At 42.0% G+C, this 13684-nt stretch carries 14 protein-coding genes; 3 read left to right on the forward strand and 11 right to left on the reverse strand.

Annotation, left to right across the window (positions count from 1 at the left end; genetic code table 11):
• Nucleotides 1–51 precede the first annotated feature (51 nt).
• Nucleotides 52–516 carry a D-aminoacyl-tRNA deacylase gene (gene dtd / locus L2735_RS05240; RefSeq protein ID WP_248983709.1) on the forward strand — a complete coding sequence of 155 codons (465 nt, stop codon included), beginning with the start codon at nt 52–54 and terminating at the stop codon, nt 514–516.
• Nucleotides 517–672: 156 nt separating this feature from the next.
• A complete protein-coding gene (locus L2735_RS05245) occupies nt 673–1104 on the forward strand; it encodes a thioesterase domain-containing protein (RefSeq protein ID WP_248983778.1) in 432 nt (143 codons plus the stop codon).
• A 32-nt stretch (nt 1105–1136) separates the two neighbouring features.
• Here the strand turns inward: L2735_RS05245 and L2735_RS05250 are convergent, their stop codons facing one another.
• Together L2735_RS05250 and L2735_RS05255 are read right to left on the reverse strand one after the other, a co-directional pair.
• A complete protein-coding gene (locus tag L2735_RS05250) occupies nt 1137–1490 on the reverse strand; it encodes a rhodanese-like domain-containing protein (protein ID WP_248983710.1) in 354 nt (117 codons plus the stop codon).
• Nucleotides 1491–1803: 313 nt separating this feature from the next.
• The gene (locus tag L2735_RS05255) at nt 1804–2559 is read right to left on the reverse strand and encodes a hypothetical protein (protein WP_248983711.1); all 756 of its coding nucleotides are present in this window, start codon (nt 2557–2559) and stop codon (nt 1804–1806) included.
• Between the two features lie 211 nt (nt 2560–2770).
• Here L2735_RS05255 and L2735_RS05260 point away from each other — a divergent pair, with 211 nt between their 5' ends.
• Nucleotides 2771–3889, forward strand: a complete 1119-nt coding sequence (locus tag L2735_RS05260) for a 2OG-Fe(II) oxygenase (RefSeq protein ID WP_248983779.1) — start codon at nt 2771–2773, stop codon at nt 3887–3889.
• 52 nt (nt 3890–3941) lie between these two features.
• Here L2735_RS05260 and L2735_RS05265 read toward each other — a convergent pair whose 3' ends face one another.
• From L2735_RS05265 to L2735_RS05305, 9 genes are all read right to left on the reverse strand, one after another.
• Complete coding sequence (locus L2735_RS05265; protein ID WP_248983712.1) at nt 3942–5174, reverse strand: beta-ketoacyl-ACP synthase; 1233 nt, start codon at nt 5172–5174, stop codon at nt 3942–3944.
• Nucleotides 5171–5902 carry a 3-ketoacyl-ACP reductase FabG2 gene (locus tag L2735_RS05270; RefSeq protein ID WP_248983713.1) on the reverse strand — a complete coding sequence of 244 codons (732 nt, stop codon included), beginning with the start codon at nt 5900–5902 and terminating at the stop codon, nt 5171–5173. Before L2735_RS05270 ends, L2735_RS05265 begins: the two co-directional genes overlap by 4 nt.
• Before the next feature lie 63 nt (nt 5903–5965).
• The gene (locus L2735_RS05275) at nt 5966–6442 is read right to left on the reverse strand and encodes a hotdog family protein (protein WP_248983780.1); all 477 of its coding nucleotides are present in this window, start codon (nt 6440–6442) and stop codon (nt 5966–5968) included.
• Nucleotides 6443–6479: 37 nt separating this feature from the next.
• Complete coding sequence (locus L2735_RS05280; protein ID WP_248983781.1) at nt 6480–7799, reverse strand: beta-ketoacyl-[acyl-carrier-protein] synthase family protein; 1320 nt, start codon at nt 7797–7799, stop codon at nt 6480–6482.
• 89 nt (nt 7800–7888) lie between these two features.
• Nucleotides 7889–8470 carry a DUF3261 domain-containing protein gene (locus L2735_RS05285; RefSeq protein ID WP_248983714.1) on the reverse strand — a complete coding sequence of 194 codons (582 nt, stop codon included), beginning with the start codon at nt 8468–8470 and terminating at the stop codon, nt 7889–7891.
• Nucleotides 8471–8472: 2 nt separating this feature from the next.
• Complete coding sequence (locus L2735_RS05290) at nt 8473–9795, reverse strand: NAD(P)/FAD-dependent oxidoreductase (RefSeq protein ID WP_248983715.1); 1323 nt, start codon at nt 9793–9795, stop codon at nt 8473–8475.
• 18 nt (nt 9796–9813) lie between these two features.
• Nucleotides 9814–12363 carry an MMPL family transporter gene (locus tag L2735_RS05295; RefSeq protein WP_248983716.1) on the reverse strand — a complete coding sequence of 850 codons (2550 nt, stop codon included), beginning with the start codon at nt 12361–12363 and terminating at the stop codon, nt 9814–9816.
• Nucleotides 12363–13178 carry an outer membrane lipoprotein carrier protein LolA gene (locus L2735_RS05300; RefSeq protein WP_248983717.1) on the reverse strand — a complete coding sequence of 272 codons (816 nt, stop codon included), beginning with the start codon at nt 13176–13178 and terminating at the stop codon, nt 12363–12365. Before L2735_RS05300 ends, L2735_RS05295 begins: the two co-directional genes overlap by 1 nt.
• Nucleotides 13175–13684 (reverse strand): acyl-CoA thioesterase, encoded by a 510-nt coding sequence (locus L2735_RS05305; RefSeq protein WP_248983718.1) that lies wholly within the window; start codon nt 13682–13684, stop codon nt 13175–13177. The genes L2735_RS05300 and L2735_RS05305 overlap by 4 nt, the downstream gene beginning before the upstream one ends.

The following is a 13684-nucleotide window of genomic DNA, read 5'->3' on the forward strand; positions in this document are numbered from 1 at the left end:
TATTGTAGAATATGTTCACTTTCAATTGGGTGAACATAATAGGAAAAAGCATTGATTGGGTTAATCCAAAGAGTGGCACACGCCAGTGTCACTATTGCCTCTGAAGGCGATGATTCTGAACAGGCTGAACACGTTACTGGCAGTATTGGTAAAGGTTTATTAGTACTGCTAGGTGTCGAGAAAGATGACGACATCGAAAAGATGCAAAAGCTGGCTAAAAAAGTCATCGGTTACCGTATTTTCAGTGATGAAAACGGCAAGATGAACTTGAATCTTCAACAAGCTGGTGGCGAGCTGTTGGTAGTTTCTCAATTTACCTTAGCAGCCGACACAGGTAGAGGTTTACGCCCTAGTTTTTCTTGTGCTGCGACTCCAGAACAAGCTAATGAGTTATACGAAGCGTTTGTGGCTTATTGTCGTGAACAAGGCGTAACGACCCAAACGGGATCATTTGGCGCGAATATGAAAGTCGAACTGCTAAATGATGGTCCTGTGACCTTTAATTTGCAGGTTTAACGATACAGCTTTATGACAACTGACTCTAAAACGCCTTCGGCCTCTGGTTATGAAACTGCAGTTCAAAACCCCTCAGAAGATTTAAAACTCAGCTTTGAACAAAGTAGAGAACAAAGTAGAGAACTGAGCGGAGATAAGATTGTTAATACTCAAGAAATAGCGGCTTTATTACTTGAGTTAAAACAGACATGGCACCAAACCATTCCTGTGAGTCAGTTTATGCAAGTCACCCCCATGAGTTATGACGGCAATCGCTTTACGGTGACAGCGCCTATGGCTCCTAATATTAACCTTCATCAAACCATGTTTGCAGGCAGTATTTATACCCTAATGACCCTGACAGGATGGGGGATGTTGTGGTTACAACAACAAATAGCGGGTGTTGAAGGTAATATTGTTTTAGCTGACGCCAATATCCGCTATCACGCCCCAATTACAGAAGATCCTATCGTAACCGTGATTTGGCCTGAAGACATTACACTTGCACCGTTAGCCACAGGCGGCAAAGTCAAAGTGAAACTTGAAGTGCGGCTGCATTGCGCAGATAAGCTTTGCTCAACGTTTAGTGGCTTGTACTTTAGTTATTAATTGCTCAATAGTGATTTAGCATTCAATAGAGATTAAGCGTTTAGTGACTCACAACAGAGTAAGTCTTTCATGGCTCCAGCGTTAACTGCGCAGCTAAACCCTTCGGCTTCAAAAATATCGCAACCTTTTTGTGCACGGATCCCCGCACCACAATAAACAACAAACTGTTGTTGCTTTGACTTGTGATTAACTAACCATTGGCTGAGCTCTGTTAGAGGAACGTTTATCGCATTTGGTAAGTGTCCTGCAGCGAATTCTTCTGGATTTCTCACATCAATTAATGGTGCGCCTTGTTTCACCAGTTGCCAGCAAATATCCGTGCTCTGCACTCCGGCAAGCTGGAGCGGTGTGTTTGTTGTGCTGGCTAATGAGTTTGGATATGTCATGAGGGATCTCCAGTTAATTAATAAATATCGCAATTAGGCGTATTGGTAAGAGTGTTGGTAAATATGTCAATTAGATTTTATTAAATAAGATTATTCTAATGGTTGGTGCAAATCAAGTCTGTTTTACTTTATTGGTGTTAGGCAAAGATATTTATTAAAAGGGTTTTAAACCTATGGGGCAAACATTTGCAAGCTATAAGTTTATGAATGATAGGTATTTAAGTTTGTACTTGCTTAGCAACAATATGGGGAAATAAAGCACTACAGCGTAAAAAACTGTAGTGTATTTAATGAGGGGAAATGACAATAATGGCTAGTAGAACTTTCTTAAATACTTGGTTGCGTATTTACGGAGCTTCTTTTGATCTGCTGTTTCAGCAACTTCTTCAACCACAGGTTTATATTTTTCATTGCCTGAACTTGCAAGCGCGCGCGTCACCCAGGCGTAGGTATCAATGGCTAATTTGCTATCGTCCATCAGGCGCATCGGTTTTAACTGCTTAACGAGCTGTTCAAGCATGTAATCGTCAAATATATACTCATTGGCAATACGTTTAGCTGCTAGTCGCATTAACTCTAAATCATCACCACGCAGTGCTGCGGCATATACATTTTGGCGGTGAGGTTGGCTGTCGTCATAACCTGTTTTGTCTTGCAGAATGACATTCCAAATTTCAAATTTATTTAAATCATTAACTGCACGTTTAGCGTATTTTCTGATTTTCTTATGGGCGTCGCCTGCAGAGAGGTTAGTTAGAAATTCTCGATATTGCGGGTCGCCTGAAAAGCCCAAGCCTTTTGTTAACCAAGCGATATTATCAATGACGTATTTATCGGTGGCTGTCGGCAGCAGGGTTTCAATTTTCGTTTGGATGGTTTTATAGATTTCAGGATCTTCAAGACCCATTAAAATCATCGACTCAATGGCTCGTTGTTGCTTGTGGGTATCATCCCCTGCAAAAATTTGTTGGTATTCTTCCGTCGTATAGGTTTTAGCGAACGTTATTGGGCTGAGAATAAAGCAGCCAAGAATAGTGCTTAATAATAGAGTTTTGATAAATAACTTCATTACAAATCCTTAAAATTTAATTTCAAATCCTTTTGCTGGAATTTATTACTGTGACTGCTTAGCCCAAATCGTGACTATTATCCTGTCCAAGTCGTGACTATTATCCTGTATAGGCGCGTAAAACCAGCTTAATAGCTCAGTACATATTAGTTAAATTCTATAGTACTATAATTGTTCGTTTTTCTTACAATATTTAAGAAGTGCTTCTGTGATGAAACAATCTGTTGCTCAATTAGAATCAGTTAATCAATTGCTTAAAAAGGGATGTTTTGCAGATGCGGAAGTAAAGCTTAAACCTCTTGCTGACTTATCCATTCCAGAAGCGCAACTCCTGTACGTAGATATATTGCTCCGCAAGCAACCTTCATTAGGGTTAGATTATTTATTTTCGTTAACTAAGAAAAAAGTTGCTGGAGCAAATTATAAAGCCGCATTTTTATTATATTTTCATCCAGAAGTAGGAGTAGAATTTCAAACGTTTTTATTTGAGGCTGTTGTTGAAGAAGATGTGTCGGCAATTATAGTTGCGGCTAATTTATATTATCAACAAGGCGACGCTCAAAAAGCCTACAGTATACTAAGTTGTTATGCGCACCTGCCTCCGGTTCAAAAATGGTTATCAGAACTTAGTTCTCCTGCAGAAGTCATCAGTATTTCAAATTTTAGTGATCTAAGAAGGCCTGATTTATCTAAGTTATCGTATAAGTTAATCGCCCAGGAAATTAACTTATTCACGGTTGATGATTTTCTCACTGACTTTGAGTGTCGATGGTTAATAGATCGAGCACAAACTGATATTAAGCGTTCTAAAGTTGTTGATGGTGAAACGGGTAAAACTCGAATCAGTAAAGTTAGAACAGGCTCTGTTGCTCAGTTTAAGCCATCTATTGAAGATTGGATTTTATTGAATATAGAGAAAAAAATTGCGGTGTATTTTAATATTTCGATTGAAAATGGCGAGCTTAGTAATGTTTTGAAATACTTACCAGGTGAAGAATATAAAGAGCACTATGATTTTTTCCATCCTAATGATTCTGGTTCTGAATTAGCGATGCTAGATGGCGGTCAAAGGTTTAAAACGGTATTAATTTATTTGAATGATGTTGAACAAGGAGGTGAAACTCGATTTCCTCGATTAGAAAAATCCTTGAGCCCCAAAGCGAAACAATTAGTCGTCTTTAATAATACCGATAATAGCCTTTCTCCTTTACCGCTATCCTTACATCAAGGGATGCCAGTAACATCTGGTGAAAAGTGGCTGTATTCTAAATGGTTAAGAGGCCAGCCAACTTCTTACAAAGGCCATTTACAGTCATTAAACGTAATTTAAATTTGTAATTTAATTCTTAAAGGAAGCGGATACTTCCTTTAAGTTCAACACACTATGCCTGCCAACGTTTAAAAATCAATGAAGTATTAATGCCGCCAAAAGCAAAGTTATTACTCATGACGTAATCGGTATTAAGCTCTCTAATCTGGTCTTTAATGTAATCAAGTGGTGCACACTCTGGGTCAACTTCTTCAAGATTAAGGCTTGGGGCAAACCAACCGGCATTCATCATCTCAATACTGACCCAAGCTTCTAATGCGCCGCATGCGCCTAGGGTATGACCTGTGTAGCTCTTAAGGGATGAGATCGGAGTATGCTGACCAAATACGGAGTGGGTTGCTTTTGACTCTGCAATATCGCCTCGTTCTGTGGCTGTGCCGTGGGCATTAATATAACCAATTTGATTCGCATCGATTGCAGCATTGCTTAGTGCAAGTCGAATGGCGACTTCCATGGTATCAGCATTAGGCTGGGTGATGTGCAGGCCATCAGAGTTAGTCCCAAACCCCACTAGTTCAGCATATATTTTCGCGCCGCGGGCCTTGGCATGTTCAAGCTCTTCAAGCACCAGCGTACAAGCGCCTTCGCCAATGACTAAACCATCGCGCTGGCTATCAAAAGGTCTAGGTGTGGTGTGTGGCTCATCATTTTTGGTGCTGGTGGCAAATAAGGTATCAAATACCACAGCTTCAGTGGGACATAACTCTTCACCGCCACCGGCCAGCATTAGAGTTTGTTGACCAAACTTAATCGCTTCAAAGGCGTAACCTATGGCTTGGCTGCCTGAGGTACATGCGCTACTTGTGGTGTGAACTCGGCCTTTAAGACCAAAGAAAACCCCAACGTTAACAGCGGTGGTATGTGCCATCATGCGAATATAGCTGGTGGCATTGATACCTGACATATCGCCATTTTTTAGCATATCGCCAAAGCCAATAATCGGCTCGGTGCTGCCCGTCGATGAACCGTAAGCTATACCCATTTCTCCTGATGACACGATAGGATCACCTAACAGACCAGCATCTTCTAAAGCGACTTCACTGGCACGGGTAGCCATAATAGATACTCGCCCCATGGAGCGAATTTTCTTGCGAGAGTAATGTTTAGGCTGCACAAAGTCGGTAATTGGCGCGGCTAGGCGAGTATTGAGTGATGGGTATTTATCCCATTCAGCCATGGTCACAACGCAGTTATACTTTTCTTGTAATCGCTTAGCGATAGTTGGCCAGTCATGACCTAATGCGGAAACGCCTCCTATGCCAGTAATAACCACTCTGCGGCTCATATCATGCCTCCATTTACAGAAATGACTTGGCGAGTAATATATGCAGCATCATCAGACATCAAGAAGTTGGCAAGGCCTGCGATTTCATTCACCTTACCCATACGTCGCATAGGCACGATTTGATTGACCATCTCTTTAGGAAAATCGCTGACCATATCGGTTTCAATTAAACCAGGCGCGATACAATTGACGGTGATTTTTCGTTTGGCAAGCTCAAGAGAAAGCGCTTTAGTTGCGCCTATAAGTCCGGCTTTGGAAGCACTGTAATTCACTTGGCCACGATTACCGGCAATACCTGATACCGAAGCCATAGTAATAATTCGTCCACCGCTTCTGGCTTGGATCATTGGCATAATGGTTGGCTGAATAACGTTATAAAAACCATCAAGATTAGTATGAATAACGCTATCCCACTCATCTTCTGTCATGGCAGGAAAGGCAGTATCCTTGGTGATCCCTGCGTTTAAAATCACGCCGTAATAGGCTCCATGTAGCTCAATGTCCTGCTCAATTTTTGCTTTAGCAGCAGCTCGGTCAGCGACATCAAAGGCAATTAAACTGACATTAACGCCTAGGGCTTGAATTTCTGCTTGGGTCTGCTCTGCAGCGCTAGTATTACTGTGGTAATGGACTGCAATATCAAAACCTTGGCTTGCCAGTTTGAGGGCAATTGCTTTGCCAATACCACGGCTTGAGCCTGTGACTAATACGCGTTTATTTGTTGTCATCTTGTCTCCATTTAGTGCAGTGCCAGATTATTGTTATTTTATTGAGCATATGCCCATGGCTTGCTACACCGAACTTTCCTTTATATAAGCTTGAGTATCTTGCGGTTGAAATACGTTTACGTTTGCTGAGGCAATAAGGGTTTCATCTGCCTTTATTTGGCAATCAAAAACAGCTAAGCCTGAGTCTTCTTGATACAATCTAGTCACGCTGATTTGATATGCTTTTCCTAATTGATAATGAGGTTGATGCATAAGTAGCTTGCGAGTACCTAATAAAAAACCGACTCGAATTTTATCATGTCTTAAGTGAGCTTCAACACCGGCTAAGGCAGCGATGCTTTGCGCCATATATTCAATGCCGACATAATTGGGAACACCATTAATCGCAGCGCTAAAATAGGCACTTTGTTCGGTTATCACTACTTCTGTGAGCAGGCTATCAGCTTGATGTTCAATGATGCTATCAATCAAGATCATTGGCGCTCTATGGGGGACAAACTCAGCAATATCTTTTGCTAGCAATTTTTCATCTGCAAGCATATTTTCATTGTTATTCGCAAACTTATTGGTCATGTTTTCAGACATCTTGATTTCCTGCTTTGGCAAAAATGATACTGGCATTGCTGCCACCAAAAGCAAATGAATTACTCATTATATAATTGAGTGGTGTTGACTGTGCTGGTGTGACTAGAGGTAACACTGGGTTGTTTGGGTCTTGCTGCTTATCCCACACTTGCGGTGGCAGCATCTGATCACTGTTATAGGAGCTTAGCAATAAATAACAAAATGCCGCTTCAATCGCTCCCGCAGCACCCAAACAATGGCCAGTAAGCGGTTTTGTTGAGCTGCATAATGGCAATGAATTAGATGAGTCATATTCAGCTAAGTTGTGTTTAACTAAGTTACATTTAGCTGGGTCATCGTTAGCAGAGTTATTCGCTGTTTGCTCAGCAAATACTTGATGCATGGCGATGGACTCCATTGCATCGTTTTTAGGTGTCGCTGTGCCATGTAAATTAACATATGACACTTGGCTAGCTGTAAGCTCTGCGTCATTTAATGCTGCTTTCATGGCCGCAATCGCCCCTAAACCTTGAGGGTGGGGTGCCGAAATATGGTGAGCATCAGATGACTCGCCGATACCTGCTAATAACACTTCCTTAGCGGTTTGAGCTTGAGTATTTTCAGCCTCTGTAAGCTGGAGAATAAATAAAGCCGCTCCTTCGCCAATGTTAATGCCATCTCGATTTTCGCTGAAAGGATTACATAAGCCTTTTGATACCGACTCGAGGGAGTTAAAGCCGTTTAAGGTTAACTGGCACAAGCTATCTACGCCGCCGACAATAACCACATCGCATAAGTTAGCCTTGAGTAATCGCTGTGCGCTGGCAAACACTTTAGTACTTGATGAGCAAGCGGTTGAAACGGTATAGCAAGGTCCGTTTACGTCATAGAGTTTTCGTAAAAAATCACTGGTGCTGCCCAGTTCTTGTTGAGCATAGTGATAACTTGGCGGAAATTGACCATGTTGTTGATGATACTCAAGTGCTGCTTCACCTTTTGAAATACCTGAAGTACTGGTACCCAACACAACGCCAATTCTATCTTTACCAAATGCACTTTTGGCTTGTTCAATATTGGATTTTAGCTGCGATGCTGCAGTAAATAATAAGCGGTTATTACGACAATTATATTGTTGTAGTTCATCGGGGATAGTTAATAAATCAGCATCATTGATTGCGCCAACGCGGGTGGTAGCATTAAACATTAAGTCATCACGAGGCACCATAGCGTCAGTATTGCCAGCCAGTAAATTTGCTAGCACTGATTCTGGTGTATGTCCTATTGGAGTGCATAATCCAATGTGTGTAATTGCTATGGAACAACGCTTGGGCATAGTCATTTTATCTTATCTGTAATGGTTTATATCAGCGGCTTTATCTGTGGTTGCCATCAATAGTTTCAATAAATGCTTTAAATAACAGCTTAAAGCAAAGGCGATATCGTTAAGGTGATATTCGCCGCTGGGAAATGTAAAACCACATCGGCGACCCATGGATTTTCATGGGTATAATCAATCGTGATAGCGCGGTTATTATTGACTATTAATGCGCTGCAACGAGCTTTATCACAGTCCACTTCCTGCATTTCGCCTTGGCTGAAATAAGGATTAACTTGCTCATGAGGCCAATATATCAGCTGCATTATTGCCATTAAATACTCAGCTTTAAAATCCTCACCCATTAATACGTTCTGCTGACTTAACACTTCATCACCATCAAATGTAACGGTAAATAGTGCTTGGCCTATTGGTGCTAGGCCGACCATAGTCATTGTTGTGGGTGTCAGTTCAAGTTGAGTTAATAATTCATGATGTTTTTCACCGTGAGTGAAACTGATTTTCTGAGTTAATATTTGCTCGTCACTTGCTGATGTTGTGAGCATCGGCGCCAGACAATAATTGACTTCAGGCGTCAATTTAACACAGGTTTGGCGCAGCAATTGTTGGCTACAACCTGAAACCAATAAGGCTATTATCACAATCGAAAAATGAATGACTCGATGCATAATTAACTCGCTTTAGTGTGGTCGCGACATAAGTCGACAATCATATTAAGTCGACGTTCTGAGTCTTTTACAAATGGATTTTTAGTATCCCAAGCATAACCCGCCAAGATAGAACAAATCATTTGTTTTATAGTTGGATTCGGATCTTCGTAAAAAATCACATCCTGAAAACGCCCATCGTACCAAGCTTGTACATAAGTTCGGAAGGTATTGACGCCTTGCATTAAAGGTTGAGCATAGTCTTGTTGCCAGTTAACGTCCTCGCCATCAAGCTGCTTGACTAAGGTTTCAACGGCCATTGAAGCTGACTGCATGGCGATGGTCACGCCCGATGAAAAGACTGGGTCTAAAAACTCACCCGCGTTACCCAGTAAAGCAAACTGCGATGTAGCAAGTGTAGAAACATTGGCTGAGTAACCCTTTAGGCTGGCGCATGGTTGCAACACTTTAGCGTTGGCCAGTAGTGCCTCTAAGCCTGGTTCTTCATTAATGAGTTGCCATAGCTGTTGCTCGAGCTCTACTTGAGGTCCGCCCTCGACATCACTTTTATGATGTTCAATCAAGTGAGGTTCAGCCACGACGCCTACTGAGCAACGTCCATCACTAAAAGGGATTAGCCAATACCAAATATCTTTTTGAGTTGGATGAACGCTAATTAAGATCTTTTCTCGATCAAAGTTAGGATCGGTAATATTGTCTTCAATATGGGTAAAAATGGCGCTGCGAGCAGGCAAGTCTGACGGTTTTTCTAAATCTAATAATCGGGGTAATACTCGGCCAAAACCACTGGCATCAAGCACATATTTAGCAGTGACTTGATAGGTATTATTATGCTCGTCTGTTACTGATAATTTGGGCTCAGAAGTCGAATTAAGCCCTAGGTCAATCTCGTTAACGCTGTGACCGTAGTGTATCTCAACACCTTGTGAAGCTGCAGTATCCGCGAGTAATTTATCAAATTGCCCACGTTGAACTTGGAAGGTTGTTCCTGGTCCTTCAGTGAATTTATCGGTGAAGTTAAACGTGGTGTAAGTGCCATCATGACGAAATGCTGCGCCATTTTTAAATTGAAACCCTGCTTGTTCAACCGCTTCTAACATACCTGCTTGCTCAATGAACTGCATACAGTATGGCAGTAGGCTTTCTCCTATGGAGAATCGCGGGAAGTGCTGTTTTTCAAGCACTAATACTTGTTTGCCTTGTTTGTGGAGCAAGCTCGCGGCTATCGCACCTGACGGGCCTGCACCAATGATGACGACATCGACATTAATATTGCGCTGATTCTCTTGTGCATCCTTGCGGGAACCGAACGGGTTATTTTCCATAATGTGCTACTTCTCTGGTTATTTTTTAGTATTAATGCTGATGAGTGGGGCGAGTAAAAAAGTAAATCCAATGCCAAATAATAAAGTCAGACCAAAATAATGAATTGCATTGGTTTGGCTTAATGCCAGCAGACCAAAGGCCAATAAGGTCGAGCAAGCTGACATAAATACCGCCATCATTACGCCACTTGCCGCCGCAGGTGAGGTGGATTTAACGGAGGCAAAAAACAAGCTGTAATCAATACCTATTCCTAGCACGAGAATAAGTGCTAATGCGTGGAATAAACTCAGTGGTGAGCCTGCAAACCCTATGCATGCTAACGTCATCAGTATTGAACAAGCTGGAATAGAGACGATACCTATGGCCAGTTTTATTCCAAATTTGAAGCTAAAAATACACACTGCAATAGCGCATACTATGACTAATAGCGCTAGAGTGAGCCATTTAAATTTGGCCATCAATTGGGATATTTCAGCGACTTTATCCACTAACTGTACTGAAAGACCGCTTTGAGCCACCCGCGTATTTAACGCGCTTAAGTCTTTAATTCCGCCTAATAAGATAATGCTGCCAAACTGTTCAACTCTTGAGTTTGCTTTTATATCAGCTCTTGTATTAATGCTGTCATCGGCTTGAATCCAAAGGCTAGCTAAGTCTTTACCTGCAATTTTTAAGACTTCATCTGGGGTGATAAGGTTATCTTTTGACTGCGCAAGGCTTGTAAGTAAATCCAATTGTATAGATTCATCTAACCCAAGTTGCTCAATAATCTCATCTAAGTGCTTTAGGTATAACTGCTGGTAAGCTAGGTAATTTGCTTGCTGCGATTCGGCGCTGGGTAAATAGCGACTTAAACTGACAAAGCTGGTTAGCTCTTGTGCTTCAACCGCTGAAGTTAACATGGTCGATGCACTCGCTAACTCGGTTAATAGTGCTTGTTCGCTATCAGCACTCACCAAGATAAATTGGTTATCTGTGCCGCCACTGAGCACTTGTCTTAACTTGTTTTCTTCAGCGGTAATATTGGCAGGGCTTTGCTGCAAATTACGAATATCATCATTACTGGTGAGTTTGGATAAACCTAAAACGACAAAAACCACCATAGCTAAGCTGATTAAAGCAAGCTTCATAGAGTGGTTACTATTATTAGCACTGAGCTTAGGTTTAGCACTGAGCTTAGGATTAACACTGAGCTTAGGATTAACACTGAACTTAGGATTAGCAGTTAACTTAGTCGAGAGCCACAGCAGGTAATTTTCTGCTCTGAGCAAAATCCGAGATGAGGCAGGTAACTTATGGTTCGCGAGTAGCGGGTAGGCCAATACTAGAGTTAAGTACGCGCCTAACAGCCCTGCGGCGCAGAATATGGCTACTTGCTGCATGCCCGGAAATGGCGTGAAGCCGATAGCAATAAAGGCTATTGCACTGGTTAATAACGCCAGAGTCATGGCGGGAATAATCCGTTTGATAACGTCCGTAGCGCTATGGGTTTTAAGCAGCAGCTTTTCACAATAAAAATGGAAACTGTAATCAATAGCGACGCCAATTAAACTGGTGCCAAATACCAAAGTGAGCAGGTGTAACTCGCTGAAGATGGACAAGGTCGCGACAACAGCAAATAAAAAACCACTGGATAAAGTCAGTAATGCCAAGGATAACGGCATGATACTTCTAAAGCTCAACCACACTAACAACATGACCCCGAGCAAGGACAGCCCGCCTATGGTCGATACTTCAAATTTTGCAGTTTCAGTTGCCGCCTGTGCATGAAAAAGGGTGCCAGCTTTAATAACTTCTATATCAGGATAAAGCGCGTTGATTGAGCTAAAGGCATCAGTGAGTGCTGCAATTTGTTGCGCTTGACCATCTGGATTAAAAGCACTTTTTACTCCCTTAGCAATAACAATTGCTGCAGTTTTGGTTTCGGCAGTTACAGTCGTTTGAGTATCAGAATTATTCTGATACTCGCCTAAAAGAATATTTTGCTCGCTGGTTAACTGTTTTGAAGGCACGAGCGCCATGACATTATCTGGGAATAACAGTAATGGGTCTTGGGCTAACAGTGCACTGCTTGCATAGCCAAAACTGCTATATAGCTGTTGCTGAGCTGCTAACAGTAACTGCTGCCATTGGTCTGAATTTTCACTGTCTGCCAGTAATTTTTGCTGCTTATCCGTGAGTAGAAAGAAGCGTTTATCAAAGTAATACTGACTTAAAGCCTGCATTTGCTGACTATCGCCACTGCGGATATCGGTAAATACTTCAGGTGATTGCTGTAATTGCTCGATTAACTTGGTGGCAGCAGTGATTGCCTGCTGTTTATCATCAGCGACCAAGCCAATATAAACTTGGTCAGCCAGTCGCAGTTCAACACTGTCTAAAGCTTTTTGCGTTAGCGGCGCTTCACTGATTTTAGGCAGCATAGCCAAAATGTTACTTTGGATTTTTGCCCCTGACTGCCAGAGCGCTGCACCATAAGCGGCAACGGCAACAACCAGCAACAACCAAACGATAAAACGTGTATAGGCTTGTTTGGGTGAGGTAAACCAATTAACCAGTTTGGTCATTAATTTGCTTCGCTATCAGTATCGCTAGCTTCATAAAGCGCAAAGCGTTGAATATCGTCTTGACTAAGCTGCTGAACAACATTGGTAAAACTGATGATGGTTTTATCGCTGGCTATTGTGGAGATATCATCTGGTTGAGTGGATAACATCGTGAGGCGTTTAATTTGGTTAGTTCCATCCATGTCGCCTCCTTCAAGCACCATGGCACCAATCGCTTGTTTGATTAAGGGATTTTTAGCCACTAATCCTAATTGCCAGTTGCCAGAATCAGCGAGACTATTTTCAGGACGCTTTACTGAACTGTCTTCAAAAGAACGAGTTGAAGGCATAAATAACTCAAAATCTTGGGCTAAAGCGTCAAGATCACCTGTTAGCAGTGCCTGCATCAATTGGGGTAATTGCTCCGCCATTGCCGAGCTAACTTGATTGGCTTGGCTATGGGAAATATTGCCAAAGCTGTCTTGTTGAATAAGGGTGTTTTGCTTTAACACCATAGTGCTAGCAAAAGGGGATGTTTGTTGCCACAAAAGGCCAGTATCTTGGTTGAAAATGAATATTCCAGCACTTTTTAAAGGCCGCTTAAGTACAGCGAGATAACGAGTTTGGCTAAACTCGCCTTTAGCTTGTTGCCCAAGCTGTAGTTTTTGCGCCAATACCGTGAGTTGAGCATTGGTTGCATGGGTGGTGAACAAGTTCGTGAGTTGCTCACTGGTTAACGCTTGTTCCGTTTTATCAATCGGCTCTGCGCTAGCTGTAGTTAAGCTTATAGCTATGCTAAATATTAGGCTGAATATTAAGGCAATTAGCAGCTTCATTGGCTATCGACTTCTTGATTAACAGGCTGATTGCTCGTGCTGGCATAATCAGCGAGTTCTGCGGCTAATGTTTGTTTGATTTCACCGTCTTCAAGGTGTGGCAGAATTTGTTCTCTAAACACAGGCGGGGTGACAAAGCACAGCTCCTCTGTTTCTATCTCTACAGCAGCTTGAATGGTATAGCCTTTAGTGATCCTTTGATTGGTCTCAGCATCGCGTATTTGGTAATTAATCTTCAGTCGATTTTCCCACTCAACAATGCTTGCATGAACAATCAAGTGTTGATCAAACGTACTGCTTTTTACATATTTAAGCTGAGTGTCAACAATCGGCCAAGCATAGCCTGAGTGCATCATTTGACGATAGCTATAGCCAAGTTCATCGAGTAATTTGCAGCGTGCGACTTCAAAGTAGCGCAAATAGTTACCATGCCAAGTTATGCCCATTGAATCGACATCATGAAACGGCACTACCATGGCAAGCTCGGTACTGAAAATGGCTTTCAT

The sequence above is a fragment of the Shewanella olleyana genome (assembly GCF_023283825.1).
Classification (GTDB): domain Bacteria; phylum Pseudomonadota; class Gammaproteobacteria; order Enterobacterales; family Shewanellaceae; genus Shewanella; species Shewanella olleyana.